This is a genomic window from Janthinobacterium sp. TND4EL3 (genome assembly GCF_900156175.1).
In the GTDB taxonomy this organism is placed as follows: Bacteria; Pseudomonadota; Gammaproteobacteria; order Burkholderiales; family Burkholderiaceae_D; genus Janthinobacterium.
Genome location: NZ_FTMV01000002.1, coordinates 262,888 through 284,491 on the forward strand (window position 1 = coordinate 262,888; position 21,604 = coordinate 284,491).

Consider the following 21,604-nt stretch of genomic DNA (forward strand, 5'->3'; position numbering starts at 1 on the left):
GTTTGTATGCGGCATCGTGGTTGATGCCGGTGCCTTGCCGCAACGCGCTGGCGATGGCTAGTCGTCATTGGCAAAGCTGGTGTTGTTCATGATTTCTTCGGTAATCTGTTCGAGCAGCGGCCACAGGCGCGTGACGATGCGCCGCGCCTGCTCGGCTTCCTCGGCCGGCTTGCCTGGGGGCAGGGTTTCCAGGCTGTGGCACAGTTCGGCCAGGCCCAGCGCACCCACCGTGCGCGCCGACGACTTGATGCGGTGGCCCAGTTCGCGTACCTGGCCTACGTCGCCGCGCGCCAGGGCCGCGTCGATGTCGGCAAAGCCATCCTGCGTCGTCTGCAGGAACTTGAAGGCGAATTTGCGCACCTTTTGCGGGTTGTAGCCCAGTAACTTTGCCAGGATGGACAGGTCGATCACCTGCGGGTCGCCGGCCAGCGTCGTCTTGAAGGCGGGCGCGGCGCGGGTGCGCGCCGGAGGCGGCGGCGTGTCGCGCGCCGGCAGCCAGCTGGCGATGGTCTGGTACATCATGGCCGGCTGGATGGGCTTGGAAATGAAATCGTCCATGCCCGCGTCCAGGCAGCGCACGCGGTCTTCGCTGGTGGCCGTGGCCGTCATGGCCAGCACGCGCAAATGGGCCAGCTGCGGGTCGGCGCGGATGTGGCGCGTGGCCTGCAAGCCATCCATCAGCGGCATCTGCACGTCCATCAGCACGCAGTCGAACTGTGTCTGGCGCAGCAAATCGAGCGCTTCCTCGCCATTGTTGGCCAGGCACACGGAGGCGCCCGCCTCCTCCAGCAATTCCAGCGCCACCTGCTGATTGAATGTGTTGTCTTCCACCAGCAGGATGCGCGCATGCTTGAGCGTGCGCATCACCAGGGCCGCGTCGGCGCTGGCGCGCATGGCGGCCGCCGTCTGCACCATGCTGTCGAGCATGGCCGGCGCCGCCTGGTCGGAAATACCCAGGTTGGCCGTGAACCAGAAGGTGCTGCCGGCGCCCGGGCGGCTGTCGACGCCCACGTCGCCGCCCATCAGCTGGGCCAGCTGCTTGCAGATGGCCAGGCCCAGGCCCGTGCCGCCGTACTCGCGCGTGGTGGAGGTATCGGCTTGCTGGAAGGACTGGAACAGCTTGCTCATTTCGTCCTGCGACAGGCCGATGCCGTGGTCGCACACTTCAAAGCGCACCAGGCAGTGCCTGGCGTCCGCCACCACCTTGTGCACTTTCACGGTGATGCTGCCCTGTTCGCTGAACTTGATGGCGTTATTGGCGTAGTTGATCAGCACTTGCCCCAAGCGCAGCGGGTCGCCCACGAGCACGGCCGGCAATTGCGGATCGATTTCAAACAGCAGTTCCAGGTTCTTGCCGGCGGCGCGCGGCGCCACCACCGTCATCAGCGTTTGCACGACATGGTCGAAACTGAAGTTGACGCGCTCGATTTCCAGCTTGCCCGCCTCGATCTTCGAGATGTCGAGGATGTCGTCGATGATGCCCAGCAAGTGTTCGCCGGCAAAGCGGATTTTTTCCAGGTAATCGCGCTGGCGCGGTTCCAGGTCCGTTTTCAGGGCCAGATAGGCCATGCCGATCACGCCATTCATCGGCGTGCGGATTTCATGGCTCATGTTGGCCAGGAATTGTCCCTTCGCCAGGCTCGCCTCTTCGGCCACCTGCTTGGCCTGGTCCAGCTGCTCCGTGCGCTGCGCCACGCGCTCTTCCAGATGCTCATTGAGCTCGCGCAAGGCGCTCTCGCTGCGCTTGTGATACGTGATGTCCGTCAGGCTGGCCACCACCATGCCCACCTTGCCGTATTCATCGCGGATGGCCTCGGTATTTACGGACAGCCACGACAGGCTGCCGTCGGGCTGCTGCACGCCCATCAGCACGTCGCGCATGGCGACACCGGTCGACAGGGTGATGTGCACGGGATGGCTGCGCTGGTCGAAGGCGGAACCGTCTTCGCGGATGGCTTGCCACAGGCTGTTGCCGGCCGGACTGGCGGCCAGCATGCGCTCGGCGGCGGCATTGCTTTCCAGGATATGGCCGTGGCTGTCCTGCACCACCAGGCCGTTGGTGACGGCGCCGAACACGGAGGCCATGCGCTGGCTCGAGTTCGACAGGGCGATCGACGCCTGGCGCCGCTCCGTGATGTCGGTAATCATCGCCAGCGTGCCGCCCGGTTCACCGTTCTCCGACTGGATGCTGGTGCTCGACAGCAAGCCCCACAGGCTGGACAAGTCCTTGCGGAAGAAGCGGAAGTCGACCTGGTCCGGCTGGCTGGCCAGGCTGCCGTGGCTGGCCAGGCGCCGCTGCATCAGCAGCTGGCTGTCGCGGTCCATGAAGTCGAGCATGGGACGGTTCAGCATTTCCTGCACCGTGTAGCCCAGCATGTGCGCCATCTTCGGGTTGACGAAAGTGGTCTTGCCGTCCGCATCCGTCATCCAGATGCCCTCGGCCGCCGTCTGCACGATGAGGCGGTAGCGTTCCGAGCTGGCGTGCAGGGCTTCCTCGGCGCGCTGGCGCTGCGTCATGTCGCGCAGCGAGACGATGGAAAACACTTGCCCGGCCATGCGCAGCGGTGACAGGCTGACCTTGGCGGGAAAGTGCGTGCCGTCGCGGCGGCGCGCCATCATCACCCTGCCGGGCAGGCTGTGCCGCGCTTGCGGGTCGCCGGCCGAGTGGCTGTCCGTGCTTTCCGGCACCAGTTGCTCCAGCGACATGCCCATCAGTTCGGCCAGCGGGTAGCCGAAGCAGCGCGCGCCGATCTGGTTGGCGTAATGCACCTTGCCATCCACATCGGCCACCAGCATGGCTTCGGGCGCCGCTTCGAGCATGGAGCGCATGCGCGATTCCTCGTCCAGCTTGCGCTCGCTGATATCGCAGACGATGCCGCTGGCCTGGGTGGCGGCGCCATCGGAAGCGCGCGTCAGCACGGCGCCGCGCGCCAGCAGCCAGCGCCAGTGGCCGTCGCTGTGGCGCAGGCGGAATTCGCAGTTGAAGGTGCCCGGCGCCTGGCCGTCGAAATGCTGGCGAAACGCCAGGCTCAGGCGCGCGCGGTCGTCGCGGTGTACTTCGGCCAGCCAGTCGGCCAGCGTGTGTTCAAGCCGGGCTTGCCTATCGCCCAGCATGTCCTGGTACAGGGAAGAAAACAGCAGCTGGTCGGACTGGCGCTGCCAGGTCCAGGCGGCCATGGCCGCGCCACGCAAGGCTTGCGGCGCATGCGCTCCGGCAACGTTGTCCGCTGGCGCTTGCGCGCCATGCAATTGCCGCCGCAGGCGCCACGCTTGCCAGCACGCCCATCCCGCCAGGGCCGTGGCGCTGGCCGCTGCATACGGCCACAGCAGCACATGCGCCGCCGCCGGCACGGCCGCCTGCGCCAGCACCGGCAGGGACAGGGGAATGCCGGCCGCGAGCATCGTACGCGCGAGCCTGCGCAACGCACGGCGCCGGGGGCGTGGTGCGCTGGAACTCGTGTGGCGGCAATACGACAAATGCATCCCTTTCTGGGGCGTGATTGGACTAGGCTGGCAGTACATGACGCGCGCGCGAACAAACGCCTGCGGCGCTTTCTGGCGGCAACTATAGCATCGAATATTTAGTCGGAGTAGTTAAGTTCAGAAACGGCCAAAACGGGATTTTTTTTGCCCCGAAATGGCTGTTTTTTCTGCGATCCGGTGAGAATTCGTGAGAAAGTTTGCGTGAAATCGTGCTATTGAATCAGCCGGTTTTTCAGCGGCTCTCAGCTAAAGCTGCCGGCGAACTGATAGCGGTGTCCTGGATGCCACATGGTGGCGATCGAGGCGATCCTGCCGCCCGAGCGCGTCTGGCGGCGCAGCACCAGGCAAGGCTGCTTGGTGTCGATGGCCAGCATTTCGGCGATGTCGCGCGGCGCCGACAGCGCCTCGATGCTGTAGGTGGCGCCTTGCAGGGGCGCGGCGGCCATCAGGTATTCGTTCGGCGTGATGCTGGAAAAATCCTGCGTCATGTAGTCGGGCGCGCACTCGGGGTTGACCCAGCGGTCTTCCACCTGGATCGGCACGCCGTTTTCGAAATGCACGATCAGCGAGTGGAACAGCGGGTGCTCGGCGGCCAGGCCGAATTGCTTGCCCAGTAAATCGGTGGCCTTGGTGCGTTCCAGCAATTGCAGGCTGCTGCGGTGGATATGCCCGCGCGCGCGCACTTCATCGGCGATACTCTTGATTTCCAACAAGGTCGCCTGGTATTTTTGCTGCGCCACATAGGTGCCGGAACCCTGGCGCCGCGTCAGTATTTGTTCGCTCGTCAGCTCGCGCACGGCGCGGTTGACCGTCATGCGCGAGACGCCGAACTGCTTCACCAGGGCTTGCTCGGAGGGAATTACGTCGCCTTCCTTCCAGCGCCCGGCAGCGATGCCGGCCAGCAGAAAATCCTTGATGCGCTGGAAAATGGGCGTATTTTCCTGGGTATTGTGATCGTCCAATGCGTTTTCTCCGGGGCGCGGGCAGGGCGCGCCGCCGGCTGGAGGCGCGATGGCCGATTTTAGCACCGAGCAAGGCGGGCGCCGCCAGCCTTTTTTGAATTCAAAAGCAAGCGCCGGAGTGTGGCGCCGGCCGGCACTGGCTATGCTGGCGACATACTATTGACCTGCACGGAGTTCGCCATGGAACACGCTTACCTGACTGACGATGAACGCTGGGATGCCCTGCAGCGGCGCGCGCCCGACGCCGACGGCGTCTTCTATTACTCGGTGCGCACGACGGGCGTGTATTGCCGCCCCTCCTGCGCGGCGCGTCCCGCCTTGCGCCGCAACGTGGCTTTCCACGCCACGTGCGAGCAGGCGGAGGCGGCCGGTTTCCGCCCCTGCCTGCGTTGCCAGCCGAACTTGCCGCCGCTGGCCCAGCGCCAGGCGGCCATCGTGGCCGACATCTGCCGCCTGATCGACGCCAGCGATGCGCTGCCGGATCTCGACAGCCTTGCCAGGGCGGCCGGCATGAGCCGCTTTCACTTTCACCGCGTCTTCAAGGCGCACACGGGCATCACGCCGAAGGCCTATGCGGCGGCGCGGCGCGGCGAACGCCTGAAGGCCGGCTTGCAGGGCGCGGCGAACGTCACGGAAACGTTGTATGCGGCCGGCTTCAATTCCAGCGGCCGCCTGTACGCCGCCACGCCGGGCTTGCTGGGCATGACGCCGGGCGCATTCCGCGCCGGCGGCAGCGGCGCCGTGATCCGCTTTGCCATTGGCGCCTGCTCGCTGGGCGCCATCCTCGTGGCCAGCACGGACAAGGGCATCTGCGCCATTCTGATCGACGATGATCCGGAAGTGCTGCTGCGCGACTTGCAGGACCGCTTTCCGCAAGCCGAGCTGCGCGGCGCCGAAGCGGACTACGAACGGACGGTGGCGCAGGTGGTGGGACTGGTCGAGGCGCCCGCGATCGGCCTGGACTTGCCGCTAGACGTGCGCGGCACCGTGTTCCAGCAGCGCGTGTGGCAAGCCTTGCGCGAGATTCCCGCCGGCAGCACCGTCAGCTACGCCGAGCTGGCCCGTCGCATTGGCGCGCCGAACGGGGCGCGGGCCGTGGCGGGCGCCTGCGCCGCGAACGCGCTGGCCGTCGCCATTCCCTGCCACCGGGTCGTGCGCAACGATGGCGCGCTGTCCGGCTACCGCTGGGGCGTGGAACGCAAGCAGGCGCTGCTCGAACGCGAAGGGAAGGCATGATGGCGCTGGACTGGCGGCAGATCGAGGATGATCTGAATCAATACGGCTGCGCCGTTGTGCCGCGCTTGCTCAATCCTGCGCAGTGCGGGGCGCTGGCGGCGCAGTATGACGAGGCGTCGCGCTTTCGCAGCAGGGTGGTGATGCAGCGCCATGGCTTTGGCCAGGGCGAGTACCAGTACTGGGCCTATCCGCTGCCCGATGTGGTGGCCGCCTTGCGCGAACAGCTGTACGGGCCGCTGGCGGCGATTGCCAACCGCTGGCACGCCAGCATGGGCCTCGATAGCCGCTTTCCCTCCAGCCACGCCGATTTCCTCGCGCGCTGCCATGCGGCTGGCCAGACGCGGCCCACGCCCTTGCTCTTGCGCTACCGCAAGGACGATTACAACTGCCTGCACCAGGACCTGTATGGCGAGCACGTGTTTCCGCTGCAGCTGGCCGTGCTGCTGTCGCGCCCGCAAGATGATTTCACGGGCGGCGAGTTCGTGCTGACGGAGCAGCGCCCGCGCATGCAGTCGCGCGCCGAGGTGGTGCCGCTGGCGCAAGGCGACGCCGTGGTCTTTCCCGTCGCGCAACGCCCCGTCAACGGCACGCGCGGCAGTTACCGCGTCAACATGCGCCATGGCGTGTCGCGCCTGCGCTCGGGCTTGCGCCACACCCTGGGCATCATTTTCCATGATGCGAGCTGAACGGTAGGTGCGGCGCTTGAGTTTCCGCAATTACATGGCATGATGGCTACTCCTTGTCACTCTTTCATTCCTGCCATGTCCGCGTTGCTCCGCCTGTTATGCCTGTTGACGATCTTCCTGCTGCCCGCAGCCCACGCGGACGAGGGCGCTTCCTCGCTCGTTGCGGAAGCTGCGAGCGCCATGGCGCCCGCGCATGCCGCGGCCGTCAAGACGGCGCCACTGATGTTCGCCAATCGCAAGGTATTCGTCTTCCGCGCCGCGCTGGCCGGCTATCCGCCCGATGAGCGGGCCATCGGTGCGCAGCGCCGCCTGGAAGGCGTGCTGGCCAAGAACGGCCCCTTGCAGGCAAGCACGCGCATGATTCCCGAAGGCACGCAGGTGTTGCTCGACGGCGTGCAGCTGTTCGTCGTCGTGCCTGGCGATGTCAACCAGCTGGCCGGCGACACGACGGAAAGCGTGGCGAAAACGGCGGCCGAGGAGCTGAGCAAGGCCGTGTTTGACTATCGCGAGCAGAGCAGCTGGCGCTATCTGGCCATCGCCGCCGCCGTGTGCGCGGCCGCCACCCTCGTGTTCTGGCTCGTGTGGATGGGGCTGACGCGTTTGTACCGCTGGGCCAAGCGCCGCAGCGGCATCCTGCTGGCCTCGCGCCTGCGCGACGTGCGCCTGAAAAACGTGCGCGTGCTCGATGCCGAGCACTACATCGCCTTCGCCTACCAGTTGCTGAGCGCCGTGCTGTGGGGCTTGCGCCTGATGGCCACCTATCTGTGGGCGGCCTTCGTGCTGGGCCGCCTGCCGTACACGCGCTCGTGGGGCGAAAGCCTGAGCGGCTACCTGTTCGACGTGGCGGCCGACGTCTTCCACGCCATCATCGGCGCCTTGCCGGGGCTGGTGCTGGTGTGCGTGATCTTCGCCATCGCGCGCCTGATCGCCGCCACGGCCGCTTCGCTGTTCAAGCGCGTGGAAAGCGGCGAATTGCAGATCGGCTGGCTCGACAAGGACACGGCCCTGCCCACGCGCCGCATCGCCAGCGTGGTGATCTGGCTGTTCGCGCTGGCCATGGCGTACCCCTACCTGCCCGGTTCGCACACGGCCGCCTTCCAGGGCCTGTCCGTGCTGGTGGGTCTGATGGTGTCGATCGGCGCGTCGAGCATCGTGGGCCAGGGCGCCAGCGGCCTGATCCTCATGTACACGCGCGCCCTGCGCAAGGGCGAATATGTGCGCGTGGGCGACAGCGAGGGCACGGTGGTCGAGTTGGGCATGTTCGAGACGCGCCTGCGCACGGGCCTGGGCGAGGAAGTTGCGTTGCCGAACGCCTGGGTGATGTCGCAAACGACCAAGAATTATTCGCGCGCCCAGCCCGGCGGCGGCTTCGTGCTCGACTCCACCGTCACCATCGGCTACGCCACGCCATGGCGGCAGGTGCACGCCATGCTGGAACTGGCCGCGTCGCGCACGACGGAACTGTCGACCACGCCGAAACCGTACGTGATGCAGCTGGCCCTGCAGGATTACTACGTGCAATACCGCCTTGTCGCCTACGCCAGCGCCGAAGTCCCCCGCCAGCGCGCCGAAGTGCTGAACCGCTTGCACCAGAATATCATCGACGTCTTCAACGAATTCGACGTGCAGATCACCTCGCCGCACTACATCGACGACCCGAAGGAATCGCACGTGGTGCCGCCCGGTGAATGGTTCAGGGCGCCGGCGAAGCGGGGGGAGGAATCGATTGAGGTGGTCCCCCCCAAGTCTTGAACGCGAGGCGTGGTCTGTGCGTGACGGATGCAATGGCACGCGCTATCTTGGTTTTTCCTCGGGAGCGCAGGTATTCTTGCCATTTGTCAGCTGAATCACCTGGAATCCCCCGGCGGGTGCCGCGAGCAGGCAGAAATCTGCCGAGTAGCGCGAAGTGGGATCGGACGCGGAGGTCGGCCTTCCCAGGAAGGATACGCCATACACTTTTCCTGCCACCAGCGGCGCGGCATCGCTGCTCTCGGCCCCCTCGGGGGCCTTGCCATAGCGCACACATCCCTTGTTTGGCAGACGATAGCTGGGATCGCCAAACGAGGCATTGGGAAACATGACCGTCCATACGTTGTTCCAGCCATTCGGCCCAGCTGTGCTGATCGTCAGCATCTTCAGGCTGACTGGTCCCCTTGAGCGTTCCTCTTCGCTGGCAATCTTGAAGCAGGGAAGGCCCGCCTCCGTCATGATGGCGGCTGTGCCCATGCGCGACCACGCCGATGCATCCATGCTCGTCAAGGCGGCAAGCAGGAATAACAGTGTGTGACGATATGGCATGGCGATCCTTGCACTATCTGATGAGCGAATGCTCCGGGCAACTATCCTGTTTCCACGCTGGCGTGTCGCTGCCAATGGCGATGATTTTTCGTTCACCAGTGGCCGTGGCTACTATGCAAAACTTTCCCATGTAGCCATAGGTAGGGTCTGCAGTATCATTTGGTCTTCCATTGAGGAAAATGCTGTAGACCCGTCCTGTTTGCAGTTCAGGGGCGGGCATGCCGTTCGCTCCTTGGGGAAGGTCACCATACCGAAGGCAGCTTTTTGACGAGAGCGGTACTTTTTTTCCACCAGTCATATAAAAACTCCACACACCAACGACGGGCTTTTCTGACAGGTCTGAAATGCTGAGTGCTCCCAGGAGTGGCTGGCCGTTGCGACTTTCTTCCTTCTGCGAGATTGTGAAACACGGTACGCCGTCAACCGAACTTACTTCTGCGTCGGCGATGCGCGATCTTGCGGATACTTCAAGGGATATCGACGAGAGGAGTACGCTCGATATTGCCGCCAGGTAAATTTTTTTCGCTTTTTCTGTCTGTGAAAAAGTCACTGAGTACTTCTTCGTATAGTGCTTGGTCATTGGCATATTGCTCCTGTTGCATCGTTGGAGGATGCTTCAAATACTTTAACGCATAGTAGTCAGCCAGTAGATCCCCTTGTGCTTCCATGTTGTAGTCAGCTAGTCTTTTTGTGTGGCTGAGCTCATAGTTATAGTCCAACCCAATTCTGAATGCGCCCCGCATTGCCACCGGGTATCTCTGTTGATACTGCCAAACATGGACCATTTCGTGAATGAACCAACGGCGCCGGATCCTATCAGTACTAGAAAAATCGTCCAGAAATCTCGACTCATGAAAGTACATTTCCCCATTGGGTGTCATGGCAGTGTTTTTTGGTTGGAACAGCCATAGATAAGGCCTCTTGTGAATTTTGACTTTGCTATAGTCGACGGCATCCTCGAAAATCATCCATGCCATGTCTATTTCACCCTGGGTAAGCGGGCGAGCCATGCTATCGATTTTTACCTGTTTTACTGATGTATCGAGATCCTTGTCGGTCGTTTTTACGTCTTGTAGCTCCACTATGATCGCCGTCGAAGCCACTGGGTCTGGTGCAGCAGAGCGGCAGGGAAGGCTGTCTTCTTGTGGGAAAAATTCCACCGTCGTGATTTGCTCTTCCCGCTTGCTGGCCACGCGCCCCGTGCGTCCCTTCGCATCCGTCGTCCCCGTCCACGTTTCGCCATTGCTCAAGGTGAGCCGGTAGTCGGCGTGCGCCAGCGGCACCTTGTTTTGCGAGACGAATTCCAGCTGCTCGTCGTAGCCGCAGCACCAGCATTCGTCGGGCTGGCCGGCCAGGCGGTGCAGTTCGCAGCCGCTAGTCGCGTTGCGCAGGGTGGCGCCCAGCACGGGCTGGCCGTCGGCGCTGAAGGTGACGATCATGCTGTCGAAGCGCGCGCCCAGGCTTTTCTTTTGATGGGCCACAAGCTTGAAGAACACGTCGCAAGCGGTGGTGCTGATGACATGGTGCCTGGCCATGGAACCTCCGCGATAAAACGCCAGCGTAGGCCAGCGGCGGCGGGGAGGTATTGACTCGGCGCAAGGCCTGGGCGCTTGCGTTAAGATGCCGGGCGTTTTCATGAACAGAAAGAGATCCCATGTCCAGCCCATCCCACACCGAAGCCTCCCGCACCGCCCGCAGCCTGGCCGCCGCCCTGATCGGCGACCCGTTTTACCGCGCCGTCACGGTGGCCTGCGGCGACGACGAAACGGCGCGGCTGGCCATGCTGGAAGCGTATTTTGCGCTGGCGCTGACCGAGGGCGAGCAGGCGGGGCGCGTCGACCTGGCTGATGACGGGGGCAATGGCGCCGCCATCTGGACGACGGATACGCCGGCGGCGCTGCGCCAGGCCGCCTACGCGCAGCGCGAGGACGCCTTACGCGCGCTGCTGGGGGAGCGCGGCTTTGCACACTTTTCGGCCATCGTCGGGAACATGGAGCACGCGCTGGCGCCGCATGCCCTGCAGGACGCGTGGTATCTGTCGATCGCCGGCATCGCGCCGGACGCGCAGGGGCGGGGACTGGGCACATCCGTGCTGGCGCCGGGCCTGGCGGCCGTCGATGCGGCGGGGGCCGCGTGCTTCCTGGAGACGTACAACGAGCGCAGCCTGCCGTTCTACGGCCGCCTGGGCTTCGCGGTGGCGGGACGCTACGCGGAAGCCGTCACGGGCTGCGATTACTGGCTGATGGTAAGGCCGCCGCACGCTGCCTGATTGACCATTTTGCCAATTTCTATACACTCGTCTTTTCACTCATTTATTAAAAGACCTGGAGATGGAAATGCCGACCTTGCCCTTGCGCCGTACCCTGCTCACGCTCGCCTGCCTGGGCGCCCTTGGCCACGCTCACGCCGATACCGTCATCGACAATGCCAACGGCTACACGCTCGACGCGCACGGCAAGGTAGTGCGTTTCACGGCGCTGGCGTTTGACGACGCTGGCAAGCTGCTCGCCGTCGGCAGCGCTGCGCAGGTGAAACGCAAGGCGGCCAAGGGCGCCCTGCACGTCGACGTGCAGGGCAAGACCGTGCTGCCGGGCCTGATCGACGCGCATGGCCACGTGTTCGGCCTCGGGACGATCGCCAGCGGCGTGATGCTGTACGGTTCGTCGTCGCTGCCGGCCGCCGTGCAGGCCGTGGGCGACTTCGCCCGCGCGCATCCGCAGCGCAACTGGATCGTCGGCAGCGGCTGGAACCAGGAAATCTGGAAGCTGGGACGCTTTCCCACGGCCGCGGAACTCGATGCAGCGGAAAGCGCGCGGCCCGTGTGGCTGCGCCGCGTCGACGGCCACGCGGGCTGGGCCAACAGCCGCGCGCTGGCGCTGGCCGGCATCACGCGCGCCACGCCGGATCCGGCCGGCGGCAAGATAGAACGCGATGCGGACGGCAACGCCACCGGCGTGCTGGTCGATAATGCCATGGACTTGATGGATGCCGTGCTGCCCAAGCCCGGCGACGTGGAAAACCGCGCCGCCCTCGATGGCGCGCTGGCGCAGCTGTCGCAAGTGGGCCTGACCAGCGTGCACGATGCGGGCATCGGCCAGATGCAGGACCGGCTGTTCCGCGACTATGCGGACCACGGCAAGCTGACGGTGCGCGTGTACGGCATGATTGCCGACACGACGGAAGACTTCGACGCATTGTCAAAAAGCGGCCCATTAAAAAGCTATGCGCGCGACATGTACGCCTTGCGCGCCGTCAAACTGCTGTCCGACGGCGCCCTGGGCAGCCGCGGCGCGGCCCTGCTGGCGCCGTACAGCGACGATCCTTCTACCCGCGGCCTGCTGTTCTACAAGGACGACGCCATGCGCGCGAAGATGGAAAAAGCCATGCGCGCCGGCTACCAGGTGAACGTGCACGCCATCGGCGACGCGGGCAACCATCAAATTCTCGACGGCTATGAAGCCTTGATCGCGCAATACCATAGCGTGGGCCTGCGCCACCGCATGGAGCACGCGCAGGTGGTGCAGTTGTCCGACATCCCCCGTTTCAAGAGTCTGGGCATCGTGCCGTCGATGCAGCCGACGCACGCCACGTCCGACCAGAACATGGCGGAGCAGCGCGTGGGTCACGAGCGCATCAAGGGCGCGTATGCGTGGCGCACCTTCCTCAAGCAGGGTTCGCGCATCGCCTGCGGCTCGGACTTCCCCATCGAGTCGCCGAACCCGTTCGAGGGCATCCACGCGGCCGTCACGCGGCAAAACAGCGAGGGGTTTCCGGCCGGCGGCTGGTATCCGCAGCAAGCCATGACAGTCACCGAGGCGCTGCGCTGCTTCACCCTCGACGCGGCCTGGGCGGCTCACCAGGAAAAGGTCATCGGCACGCTGGAAGCGGGCAAATGGGCGGATTTCATCGTCGTCGACCAGGACCTGTTCAAGGTGTCACCAGCCGCCATCGGCAAGACGCAGGTGCTGCAGACGTGGGTGGCGGGCAAGCGCGTGTTCGAGAAAAAGTAAGGATTTGACAGCTGCAAAAACCTGTTGACTTGGTTGTATAGACAACCTATGCTGGGAGTACCAGAGCGGACCACGCATGTCCGCTCGCACCCTACGAGGAGACAGCATGAACAGCACAATGGACACCGATCCACGCTTTGATGCCAGCCGTACCATCCGCGCCCCGCGCGGCACGGTCATGGCTTGCAAGAGTTGGCAGGCCGAGGCGGCCTACCGCATGTTGCAAAACAACCTGGACCCGGAAGTGGCGGAAAATCCGCAGCACCTGGTCGTCTACGGCGGCATCGGCCGCGCCGCCCGCAACTGGGCCTGCTTCGACCAGATCCTCGCCTCGCTGCGCGAACTGGAAGACGACCAGACTCTCCTGATCCAGTCCGGCAAGCCGGTGGGCGTGTTCCGGACCCACGCGGATGCGCCGCGCGTGCTGATCGCGAACTCCAACCTGGTGCCGAAATGGGCGAACTGGGAACACTTCAACGAACTCGATCGCCAGGGCCTGTTCATGTACGGCCAGATGACGGCCGGCAGCTGGATCTACATCGGTACGCAGGGCATCGTGCAGGGCACGTATGAAACCTTCGCCGAGGCGGGCCGCCAGCATTTCGGCGGCGACTGGGCCGGGCGCTGGATCCTGACGGCGGGCCTGGGCGGCATGGGCGGCGCGCAGCCGCTGGCCGCCACCATGGCCGGCGCCGTCTCGCTCAACATCGAATGCCAGCAAAGCAGCATCGATTTCCGCCTGCGCACGCGCTATCTGGACAAGCAGGCCGCCAGCCTGGACGAAGCTTTGACGCTGGTCAAATACCATACGGAGCGCAAGGAAGCCATTTCGATTGGCCTGCTGGGCAACGCGGCCGAAGTGCTGCCGGAACTGGTGCGCCGCGCCAAGGCGGGCGGCCTGGTGCCGGACCTGGTGACGGACCAGACGTCCGCGCACGACCTGGTCAACGGCTATTTGCCGCGCGGCTGGAGCGTGTCGGACTGGAAGGCGGCGCAGCAGGACCCGCAGCGCCACGCGCGCCTGACGGTGGCCGCCGCCGATTCCTGCGCCGCCCACGTGCAGGCCATGCTCGATTTCCACGCCATGGGCGTGCATACCGTCGATTACGGCAACAACATCCGCCAGGTGGCGTTCGACCAGGGCGTGCAAAATGCCTTCGACTTCCCCGGTTTCGTGCCCGCCTACATCCGCCCGCAATTTTGCGAAGGGCGGGGGCCGTTCCGCTGGGTGGCCCTGTCGGGCGACCCGGAAGACATCTATAAAACGGATGCGAAGATCAAGGAGCTGTTCCCGCACCACAAGCAGGTGCACCACTGGCTGGACATGGCGCGCGAGCGCATCGCCTTCCAGGGCCTGCCGGCGCGCATCTGCTGGCTGGGGCTGGGCGAGCGCCACATCGCCGGCCTGGCCTTCAACGAGATGGTGCGCACGGGCGAACTGAAGGCGCCCATCGTCATCGGCCGCGACCACCTGGACACGGGTTCCGTCGCCAGCCCGAACCGCGAGACGGAAAGCATGAAGGACGGCACGGACGCCGTCTCCGACTGGCCGCTGCTCAACGCCATGCTGAACACGGCCGGCGGCGCCACCTGGGTCTCGCTGCACCATGGCGGCGGCGTGGGAATGGGGTATTCTCAGCATGCGGGCATGGTCATCGTGGCCGACGGCACGGACAGCGCGGCGAAACGCCTGGCCCGGGTGCTGGTCAACGACAGCGGCTCGGGCGTCATGCGCCATGCCGATGCCGGCTATGAAACGGCGGCCGCCTGCGCCAAGCGCAACGGCCTGATTCTTCCCATGCTTCCTTGAGACCTTGATGCGAATGACTATGACACAGCATGCCAAAAGTTGGACCCTGAAGCCGGGCGCGATGACCCTGGGCGACCTGCGCGCCGTCTGGGCCGCACCCGCGAAACTGATCCTCGCCGCCGAGGCCTATCCCGTCATCGAGGCGTCGGCCGCCGCCGTGCAGGCCATCGTCGCCAAGGGCGATGCGGCCTACGGCATCAACACGGGCTTCGGCCTGCTCGCCAAGACGCGCATCCCCGATGAAAAACTCGAGCAGTTGCAGCGCAACCTGATCCTGTCGCACTCCGTCGGCACGGGAGAACTGCTGTCGGACGCCGTCGTGCGCCTGATCATGCTGATGAAGATCGGCAGCCTGGCGCGCGGCTTTTCCGGCGTGCGCCCGCTGATCGTCGATACCCTGATCGCCCTGTACAACGCGGGCATCATGCCGGCCATTCCCGCCAAGGGCTCCGTCGGCGCCTCGGGCGACCTGGCGCCCCTGTCGCACATGACCCTGGCCATGCTGGGCGTGGGCGACGTGCGCGTCAACGGCGAATTGATGCCGGCGCCCGAGGCGCTGGCGCAGGCAGGCATCGCGCCCGTCGTGCTGGCGGCGAAAGAGGGCCTGGCCCTGATCAACGGCACGCAAGTGTCGAACGCACTGGCGCTGCATGGCCTGTTCATGGCCGAACGCCTGCTGGAAGCGGCCATGGTCACGGGCGCGCTGTCGCTCGACGCGGCCAAGGGCAGCGACGCGCCGTTCGACGCGCGCGTGCACGCCGTGCGCGGGCAGCCGGGGCAGATCCTGGCCGCGCAGATGTACCGCCAGCTGGTGGCCAACAGCGCCATCCGCGCCTCGCATCTGGAAGGCGACGAGCGCGTGCAGGACCCGTACAGCCTGCGCTGCCAGCCGCAAGTCATGGGCGCCTGCCTCGATCTGATCGGCAATGCGGGCCGTACCCTGCTGATCGAAGCCAATGCCGTCACGGACAATCCGCTGATCTTCCAGGATGGTCCCAACGGGCAGGCGGAGATCGTCTCGGGCGGGAACTTCCATGCCGAGCCGGTGGCGTTTGCCGCTGACACGCTGGCGCTGGCGATTGCCGAAATCGGCGCGCTGGCCGAGCGCCGCATCGCCCTGCTGATCGACGCCACGCTCTCGGGCCTGCCGCCCTTCCTCGTGCGCGACCCGGGCGTCAATTCCGGCTTCATGATCGCCCACGTGACGGCCGCCGCGCTGGCGTCGGAAAACAAGTCGCTGGCGCACCCGGCCAGCGTCGACAGCCTGCCCACGTCCGCCAACCAGGAAGACCACGTGAGCATGGCCACGTTCGCCGGGCGCCGCCTGGACGACATGGCGCACAACACGGCCGTCATCGTCGGCATCGAGCTGCTGGCCGCCGCGCAGGGCATCGATTTCCACCGTCCGCTGAAAACCTCGCCGCACCTGGAGCACGTGCATCACCAGCTGCGCCAGAAGGTGCCGTTCTTCGACGCCGACCGCTTCTTTGCGCCCGACATCGAAGCGGCCAAGCAGATGGTGCTGCAGGGCGAATTGAGCAGCACCTGCAAGAATTTGTTCGCCCCGCTGTACGCTTAAGCGGGAGCAAGGAGACAGGCATGGATTTCCGCTTCAACGAAGGCAGCATCCCGCTGCTCGTGTCGATGCCCCATGTGGGCACCGACATACCGGACGATATCGCCGCGCGCATGACGCCGCGGGCCTTGATCAAGGCCGACACGGACTGGCATTTGCGCGAGCTGTATGGCTTTTTGCAGGAGATGGACGCGTCGGTGCTGTCGGCGCGCTGGTCGCGCTACACCGTCGACCTGAACCGCCCGCAGGAAGACACGAATCTGTACCCGGGCCAGGATACGACGGGCTTGCTGCCCAACGATACCTTCCACCGCGAACCGCTGTACCTGGCCGGCAAGGAACCGGATGCGGCCGACGTGCAGCGCCGCTTGCAGCGCTACTGGGCGCCGTATCATGCGCAGCTGCGCGCGGAACTGGACCGGCTGCTGCGCGTGCATGGCGCCGTGGTGCTGTGGGATGCCCATTCCATCGCCTCGCATGTGCCGCGCTTCTTTGACGGCAAGCTGCCCGACCTGAACTTCGGCACGGCCGATGGCGCCAGCTGCGATGCGGGCCTGACGTCCGCCGTGGTGGACATCGCGCGCGCGCAGGAACAGTTTACCGTGGCGCTCAACGGCCGCTTCAAGGGCGGGCATATCACGCGCCATTACGGCCAGCCGGACAAGCGCGTGCATGCGATCCAGCTCGAGATGTGCCAGTGCCTGTACATGAATGAACCTGGCATGGACGAATCGGCGCCATTCGGCTACCGGCCCGACCTGGCGGCCCGGGTGCAGCCGCTGCTGCGCCGGATGATGGAAGCGGCCGTCGCATGGGTGGCGCGTTGAGTACCTGTCTGTTCGCGCGCCACGCGCTGCTGCCGCAAGGCTGGCGCCGCGACGTGCTGCTGGAATGGGATGCGGCCGGCGACTTGACGCACGTCAAGGAGGGCGCCACGCCGCCGTCAGGCGCGGAAGTGGCCGAATATGTCTTGCCCGGCATGGTTAACCTGCATTCGCATGCCTTCCAGCGGGCGCTGGGCGGCATGACGGAAGTCGCCGGCGATGGCGCTGGCGATGCGCCGGACAGCTTCTGGACCTGGCGTGAGCTGATGTACCGTTTCGCGCGCCACATCACGCCGGAGCAGATGGAGGCCATCGCCGCGCAGCTGTTTGCCGAATGCCTGCGCCATGGCTACACGTCCGTCTGCGAATTCCACTACCTGCAGCGCGATGCGGCTGGCGACCTGTATGCGCGTCCCGCCGAAACGGCTGAACGGGTACTGACGGCGGCGCGCATCAGCGGCATCGGCATGACCATGCTGCCCGTGCTGTACAGCCATGCGGGCTTCGGCGAGCAGCCCCTCAAGCCCGAGCAGGCGCGTTTCCGCACGGGGGCGGACGATGTCTTGCGCATCGTCGAGGCGCTGGCGCCGCAGCGCGGCGGGCAGGTGGAAGTGGGCTTTGCGCCCCATTCGCTGCGCGCCGCCGGCGTGGCGCAGATCCGCGAAGTGGCGCAAGCGCTGCCCGCGGATCGCCCCATCCACATCCACATCGCCGAGCAGCAGGGCGAGGTGCGCCAGTGCCTCGACTACAGCGGCCGGCGCCCGGTGCAGTATCTGTACGATCAGGTCGACGTCGATGCGCGCTGGTGCCTCGTGCACGCCACGCACGTGGAGCCTGACGAAGTGGCGCGGATGGCGGCCAGCGGCGCCGTGGCGGGCCTGTGCCCGACGACGGAGGCGAACCTGGGCGACGGCCTGTTCCCGCTGGCCGAATTCATCGCCGCCGGCGGGCGTTTCGGCGTCGGCAGCGACAGCCACGTGTCGCAGTCGCCCGTGGAAGAGTTGCGCTGGCTCGAATACGGCCAGCGCCTGCAGCGCCAGCAGCGCAATGTGGCCACCACGCCGCAGCAGCGCCATGTGGGCGACTATCTGTGGCAGGCGGCCATGCGGGGCGGGGCACAGGCGTCCGGGCGCAAGCTCGGTGCTTTGGCGCCAGGCAGCCGCGCCGACTTGCTGGTGCTCGACGACGCGCACGTGAACCTGTGCGGCGCGGCCATCGCCGATGTGCTGGGCAGTTTTCTCTTTTGCGGCAACGACAATCTGGTGCGCGACGTGCTGTGCGGCGGCCGGTGGCAGGTGCGCGATGGGCGCCACGTGGCGCAGGAGGCCATCGCCACCGCCTACCGGCGCACCCTGGCGCAACTGAGGGCGCTCTGATGGCGACCTTCATTCCACAGGAATACCTGCGCGCCGCGCCGTGGAAAAATGGCGGCGGCAGCACGACGGAAATCGCCATTTCTCCCCCGGACGCCGGTTTCGACGATTTTGACTGGCGCATCAGCCTGGCGACGATCACGGCCAGCGGGCCGTTTTCCAGCTTTCCCGGCATCGACCGCAGCCTGATGCTGGTCGATGGCGACAGCGTGCAGCTGACGTTTGAGGGCGCGCGCAAGGTGGTGTTGAGCGCGGCGCAGCCGATGCTGTGGTTTCCCGGCGAAGCGGCCGTCGTGGCGCAGGTCAAGGGGCCGACGACGGATTTCAACGTGATGACGCGGCGCGAGCGCTGCCGCCACCAACTGGAAAAAATCACGGCGCCGGGCAGGCTGCTGCGGCGCAGCACGACGACCCTGCTGTTTGTCGCCGGCGAGGGTGCCGTGCTGGCGCGCTCAAGCGACCAGCAGTTCGCACTGGCCCGCCATGACGCGCTGCTGCTGGACGCCGACGATGCGCAGGAATGGCGGCTCGACGCCTTGCAGCGCACGGCCGTGCTGCGCGTCGACCTGTTCATCTAGGAAGGAAAGACAATGCAAGACTGGGACCTGGTCATCCACAACGTCCACCTGGCCACCATGGAGCACGGCTATGGCGAACTGCTGGACGCGGCCATCGCCGTCAAGGATGGCCGCATCGCCTGGATCGGCCCCGGCGACGAGCTGCCGGCCAGCGGCGCGGTGCTGCACGACGGCCAGGGCTGCTGGCTGACGCCGGGCCTGATCGACTGCCATACGCATATCGTCCACGCGGGTAACCGCAGCGACGAATTCGAGGCGCGCCTCAATGGCGCCAGCTATGAAGACATCAGCCGCGCCGGCGGCGGCATCATGTCCACCGTGCGCGCCACGCGCGCGGCCAGCGACGACGAACTGCTGCGGCAAAGCCTGCCCCGCGTGCTGGCGCTGCTGGCCGAGGGCGTGACGACGCTGGAGATCAAGTCCGGCTACGGCCTCGATGCGGACAGCGAGGCGAAGATGCTGCGCGTGGCGCGCAGGATAGGCGAACAGCTACCCGTATCCGTGCGCACCACCTTCCTCGGCGCGCACGCGCTGCCGCCCGAATACGCAGGACAGGCCGATGCGTATATCGACCTGCTGTGCGCGCAGATGCTGCCCAAGCTGGCCGGCGATGGCCTGGTTGACGCCGTCGACGCCTTTTGCGAGCGCATCGGCTTTACGCCGGCGCAAACGCAGCGCATGTTTGACGCGGCGCAAGGCTTGGGTTTGCCCGTCAAACTGCATGCGGAGCAGCTGTCGGACCTGGGCGGCGCGGCGCTGGTGGCGCGGTATGCTGGTCTGTCGGCCGACCACCTGGAATTCTTGTCGGACGAGGGCATCGCGGCCATGGCAAAACACGGCACGGTGGCCGTGCTGCTGCCGGGCGCGTATTATTTTTTGCGCGAAGTACAGCAACCTCCCATCTCAGATTTGCGCGCGGCGGGCGTGCCGATGGCCGTGTCCACCGATTGCAATCCGGGCACGTCGCCCATGACGTCCTTGCTGCTGGCGATGAACATGGCGTGCACGCTGTGGCGCCTGACGCCGCAGGAAGCGCTGGCCGGTGTTACGTGCCACGCGGCGCGCGCGCTGGGTTTGCAGCATGAAACGGGCAGCCTGGCGGTGGGGAAACGCGCCGATTTCGCCCTGTGGCGCATCGCGCGCCCGGCCGACCTGGCGTATGCGCTGGGCCTGAACCCGTGCGCGGGCGTGGTGCATGGCGGTGTCTGGCGCGCGCCGGTGGTAAGCTTGCCGGATTGATCATCCGCCCTGGAGCGCCGCGTGCGTGCTGCTTATTTGCCGTTTTACTTGCTGTTGTTACTGGTCTTCGCCGCCGCGCCCATGTCCTCCCTTGCCATGGATGGCGGCACCCTGAAGGTAGGCTCGAAGCGCTTTACGGAATCGTATATTCTCGGCGAAATCATCAAGCAGAGCGCCGCGCCGCACGTGGCGGCGCAGCACCGCCAGGGCCTGGGCAACACGGCCATCGTGCTGGCCGCGCTGCAGGCGGGCAGCATCGACGTGTATGCCGAATACATGGGCACCATTGCCGGCGAAATTCTCAGGCACGACAAAGCCATTGATCTGGATCAGATGCGGCGCGAGCTGGCCGCGCTGGGCCTGGGCGTGGCCGTGCCGCTGGGCTTTAACAACACGTATGCGCTGGCCATGCGCGGCGATGAAACATCCATCACGAGCCTGGCGCAGCTGGCCCAGCATCGGGCCCTGACATTCGGCCTGTCGCATGAATTCATCGGCAGGGTCGATGGCTGGCCGGGCCTGGCCGCGCGCTATGGCTTGCCGCAGCGCCCGCGCGGCCTCGATCACGGCATCGCCTATGAAGCGCTGGCGCAGCGCCAGGTGGATGTGATCGACATCTATTCGACGGACGCGAAGATCCGCCAGTACGGTTTGCGCGTGCTGGCTGACACGCAGCAGTATTTTCCCCGCTACGACGCCATGCTGCTGTACCGGCTCGACCTGCCGCAGCGCTTTCCCGCCGCCTGGCAAGCCTTGCAGGCGTTGCAGGGGCGCATCAGCGAGAGCGACATGATCGCCATGAATGCGGCCGTGGAAATCGATGGCAAGAGCTTTGCCGGCGTGGCGCGGCAGTGGCTGGCATCGGGCAAGCAGACAAACAAACAAGCCGCGCCGCGCAGCGGCCTGCTCGATAAGATCTTCGGCGACGATCTGTGGACCCTGACGCGCCAGCATGTGACCCTGGTGCTGCTGTCGGTGGCGCTGGCGTGCGCAGTCGGCATTCCGCTGGGCGTGCTGGCGGCGTTTTCGGCGCCGCTGCGGCAAACGGTGCTGGCGCTGGTCGGCGTGCTGCAGACGGTGCCGTCGCTGGCCCTGCTGGCGATATTGATACCCGTACTGGGCATGATCGGCACCGTGCCGGCGCTGGCGGCCCTATTCGTGTACGCCTTGCTGCCCATCGTGCGCAACACGTGCACGGGCATCCTGCAGGTGCCGCAAGGCTTGCGCATGGCGGCGCTGGCGCTGGGTTTGAGCCGGCGCGACCGCCTGCTGCACGTGGACTTGCCGCTGGCCTTGCCCGTCATGCTGGCGGGCGTGAAAACGGCGGCAGTGATGAGCGTGGGCACGGCCACCATCGCCGCCTTCATCGGCGCGGGCGGCTATGGCGAACGCATCACCATCGGCCTGGCGCTGAACGACAACGACATGCTGCTGGCCGGCGCGATCCCCGCAGCCGTGCTGGCCCTGCTGACGCAAGGCCTGTTCGAGCTGGTGGAGCGCTGGGCCGTGGCCGGCCGGCAGCGCTGACG

Annotated in this window: 17 protein-coding genes; 12 read left to right on the forward strand and 5 right to left on the reverse strand. The window is 65.7% G+C overall.

The features are described from left to right. Positions 1–57 precede the first annotated feature (57 nt). Positions 58–3,402 (reverse strand): PAS domain-containing hybrid sensor histidine kinase/response regulator, encoded by a 3,345-nt coding sequence (locus BXA07_RS04875; protein WP_244556186.1) that lies wholly within the window; start codon positions 3,400–3,402, stop codon positions 58–60. A 323-nt stretch (positions 3,403–3,725) separates the two neighbouring features. Then, positions 3,726–4,445, reverse strand: a complete 720-nt coding sequence (gene hutC / locus BXA07_RS04880; protein WP_076566158.1) for a histidine utilization transcriptional repressor HutC — start codon at positions 4,443–4,445, stop codon at positions 3,726–3,728. A gap of 180 nt (positions 4,446–4,625) precedes the next feature. Between hutC and ada the strand changes: the two genes are divergently transcribed. The 3 genes from ada to BXA07_RS04895 all read left to right on the forward strand — a co-directional run bounded on the left by ada (position 4,626) and on the right by BXA07_RS04895 (position 8,119). Continuing rightward, a complete protein-coding gene (gene ada / locus BXA07_RS04885) occupies positions 4,626–5,681 on the forward strand; it encodes a bifunctional DNA-binding transcriptional regulator/O6-methylguanine-DNA methyltransferase Ada (RefSeq protein ID WP_076566501.1) in 1,056 nt (351 codons plus the stop codon). Continuing rightward, the gene (locus BXA07_RS04890; protein ID WP_076566160.1) at positions 5,678–6,367 is read left to right on the forward strand and encodes a 2OG-Fe(II) oxygenase; all 690 of its coding nucleotides are present in this window, start codon (positions 5,678–5,680) and stop codon (positions 6,365–6,367) included. The genes ada and BXA07_RS04890 overlap by 4 nt, the downstream gene beginning before the upstream one ends. Positions 6,368–6,442: 75 nt before the next feature. After that, entirely contained in the window at positions 6,443–8,119 is a 1,677-nt protein-coding gene (locus tag BXA07_RS04895) for a mechanosensitive ion channel family protein (protein WP_076566161.1), read from the forward strand. Positions 8,120–8,161: 42 nt separating this feature from the next. Here BXA07_RS04895 and BXA07_RS29960 read toward each other — a convergent pair whose 3' ends face one another. The 3 genes from BXA07_RS29960 to BXA07_RS29970 are packed head-to-tail and all read right to left on the reverse strand — an operon-like array spanning position 8,162 to position 10,200. After that, positions 8,162–8,665 carry a hypothetical protein gene (locus tag BXA07_RS29960; RefSeq protein ID WP_139335432.1) on the reverse strand — a complete coding sequence of 168 codons (504 nt, stop codon included), beginning with the start codon at positions 8,663–8,665 and terminating at the stop codon, positions 8,162–8,164. Positions 8,666–8,678: 13 nt separating this feature from the next. Continuing rightward, positions 8,679–9,245, reverse strand: a complete 567-nt coding sequence (locus BXA07_RS29965) for a hypothetical protein (RefSeq protein WP_139335433.1) — start codon at positions 9,243–9,245, stop codon at positions 8,679–8,681. Further along, positions 9,133–10,200, reverse strand: a complete 1,068-nt coding sequence (locus BXA07_RS29970; protein ID WP_139335434.1) for a hypothetical protein — start codon at positions 10,198–10,200, stop codon at positions 9,133–9,135. The genes BXA07_RS29965 and BXA07_RS29970 overlap by 113 nt, the downstream gene beginning before the upstream one ends. A 119-nt stretch (positions 10,201–10,319) precedes the next feature. Here BXA07_RS29970 and BXA07_RS04910 point away from each other — a divergent pair, with 119 nt between their 5' ends. The 9 genes from BXA07_RS04910 (at position 10,320) to BXA07_RS04950 (ending at position 21,602) form a co-directional block, all read left to right on the forward strand. Continuing rightward, positions 10,320–10,934: a GNAT family N-acetyltransferase gene (locus tag BXA07_RS04910; protein WP_076566164.1), complete on the forward strand. Its 615-nt coding sequence runs from the start codon at positions 10,320–10,322 to the stop codon at positions 10,932–10,934. 67 nt (positions 10,935–11,001) lie between these two features. Beyond that, positions 11,002–12,675 (forward strand): amidohydrolase, encoded by a 1,674-nt coding sequence (locus BXA07_RS04915; RefSeq protein ID WP_083708061.1) that lies wholly within the window; start codon positions 11,002–11,004, stop codon positions 12,673–12,675. 106 nt (positions 12,676–12,781) lie between these two features. Continuing rightward, entirely contained in the window at positions 12,782–14,485 is a 1,704-nt protein-coding gene (gene hutU / locus BXA07_RS04920) for a urocanate hydratase (RefSeq protein ID WP_076566167.1), read from the forward strand. 19 nt (positions 14,486–14,504) lie between these two features. Next, positions 14,505–16,064 (forward strand): histidine ammonia-lyase, encoded by a 1,560-nt coding sequence (gene hutH / locus BXA07_RS04925; protein WP_076566169.1) that lies wholly within the window; start codon positions 14,505–14,507, stop codon positions 16,062–16,064. 20 nt (positions 16,065–16,084) lie between these two features. Further along, positions 16,085–16,888, forward strand: a complete 804-nt coding sequence (gene hutG, locus BXA07_RS04930; protein ID WP_076566171.1) for an N-formylglutamate deformylase — start codon at positions 16,085–16,087, stop codon at positions 16,886–16,888. Further along, entirely contained in the window at positions 16,873–18,261 is a 1,389-nt protein-coding gene (locus tag BXA07_RS04935; protein WP_076566173.1) for a formimidoylglutamate deiminase, read from the forward strand. The genes hutG and BXA07_RS04935 overlap by 16 nt, the downstream gene beginning before the upstream one ends. After that, positions 18,261–18,836 carry a HutD/Ves family protein gene (locus BXA07_RS04940; RefSeq protein WP_076566175.1) on the forward strand — a complete coding sequence of 192 codons (576 nt, stop codon included), beginning with the start codon at positions 18,261–18,263 and terminating at the stop codon, positions 18,834–18,836. Before BXA07_RS04935 ends, BXA07_RS04940 begins: the two co-directional genes overlap by 1 nt. Before the next feature lie 12 nt (positions 18,837–18,848). Further along, complete coding sequence (gene hutI, locus BXA07_RS04945) at positions 18,849–20,075, forward strand: imidazolonepropionase (protein ID WP_076566176.1); 1,227 nt, start codon at positions 18,849–18,851, stop codon at positions 20,073–20,075. Between the two features lie 81 nt (positions 20,076–20,156). Further along, complete coding sequence (locus BXA07_RS04950) at positions 20,157–21,602, forward strand: glycine betaine ABC transporter substrate-binding protein (RefSeq protein ID WP_076566504.1); 1,446 nt, start codon at positions 20,157–20,159, stop codon at positions 21,600–21,602. The last annotated feature ends 2 nt before the right edge of the window (positions 21,603–21,604 follow it).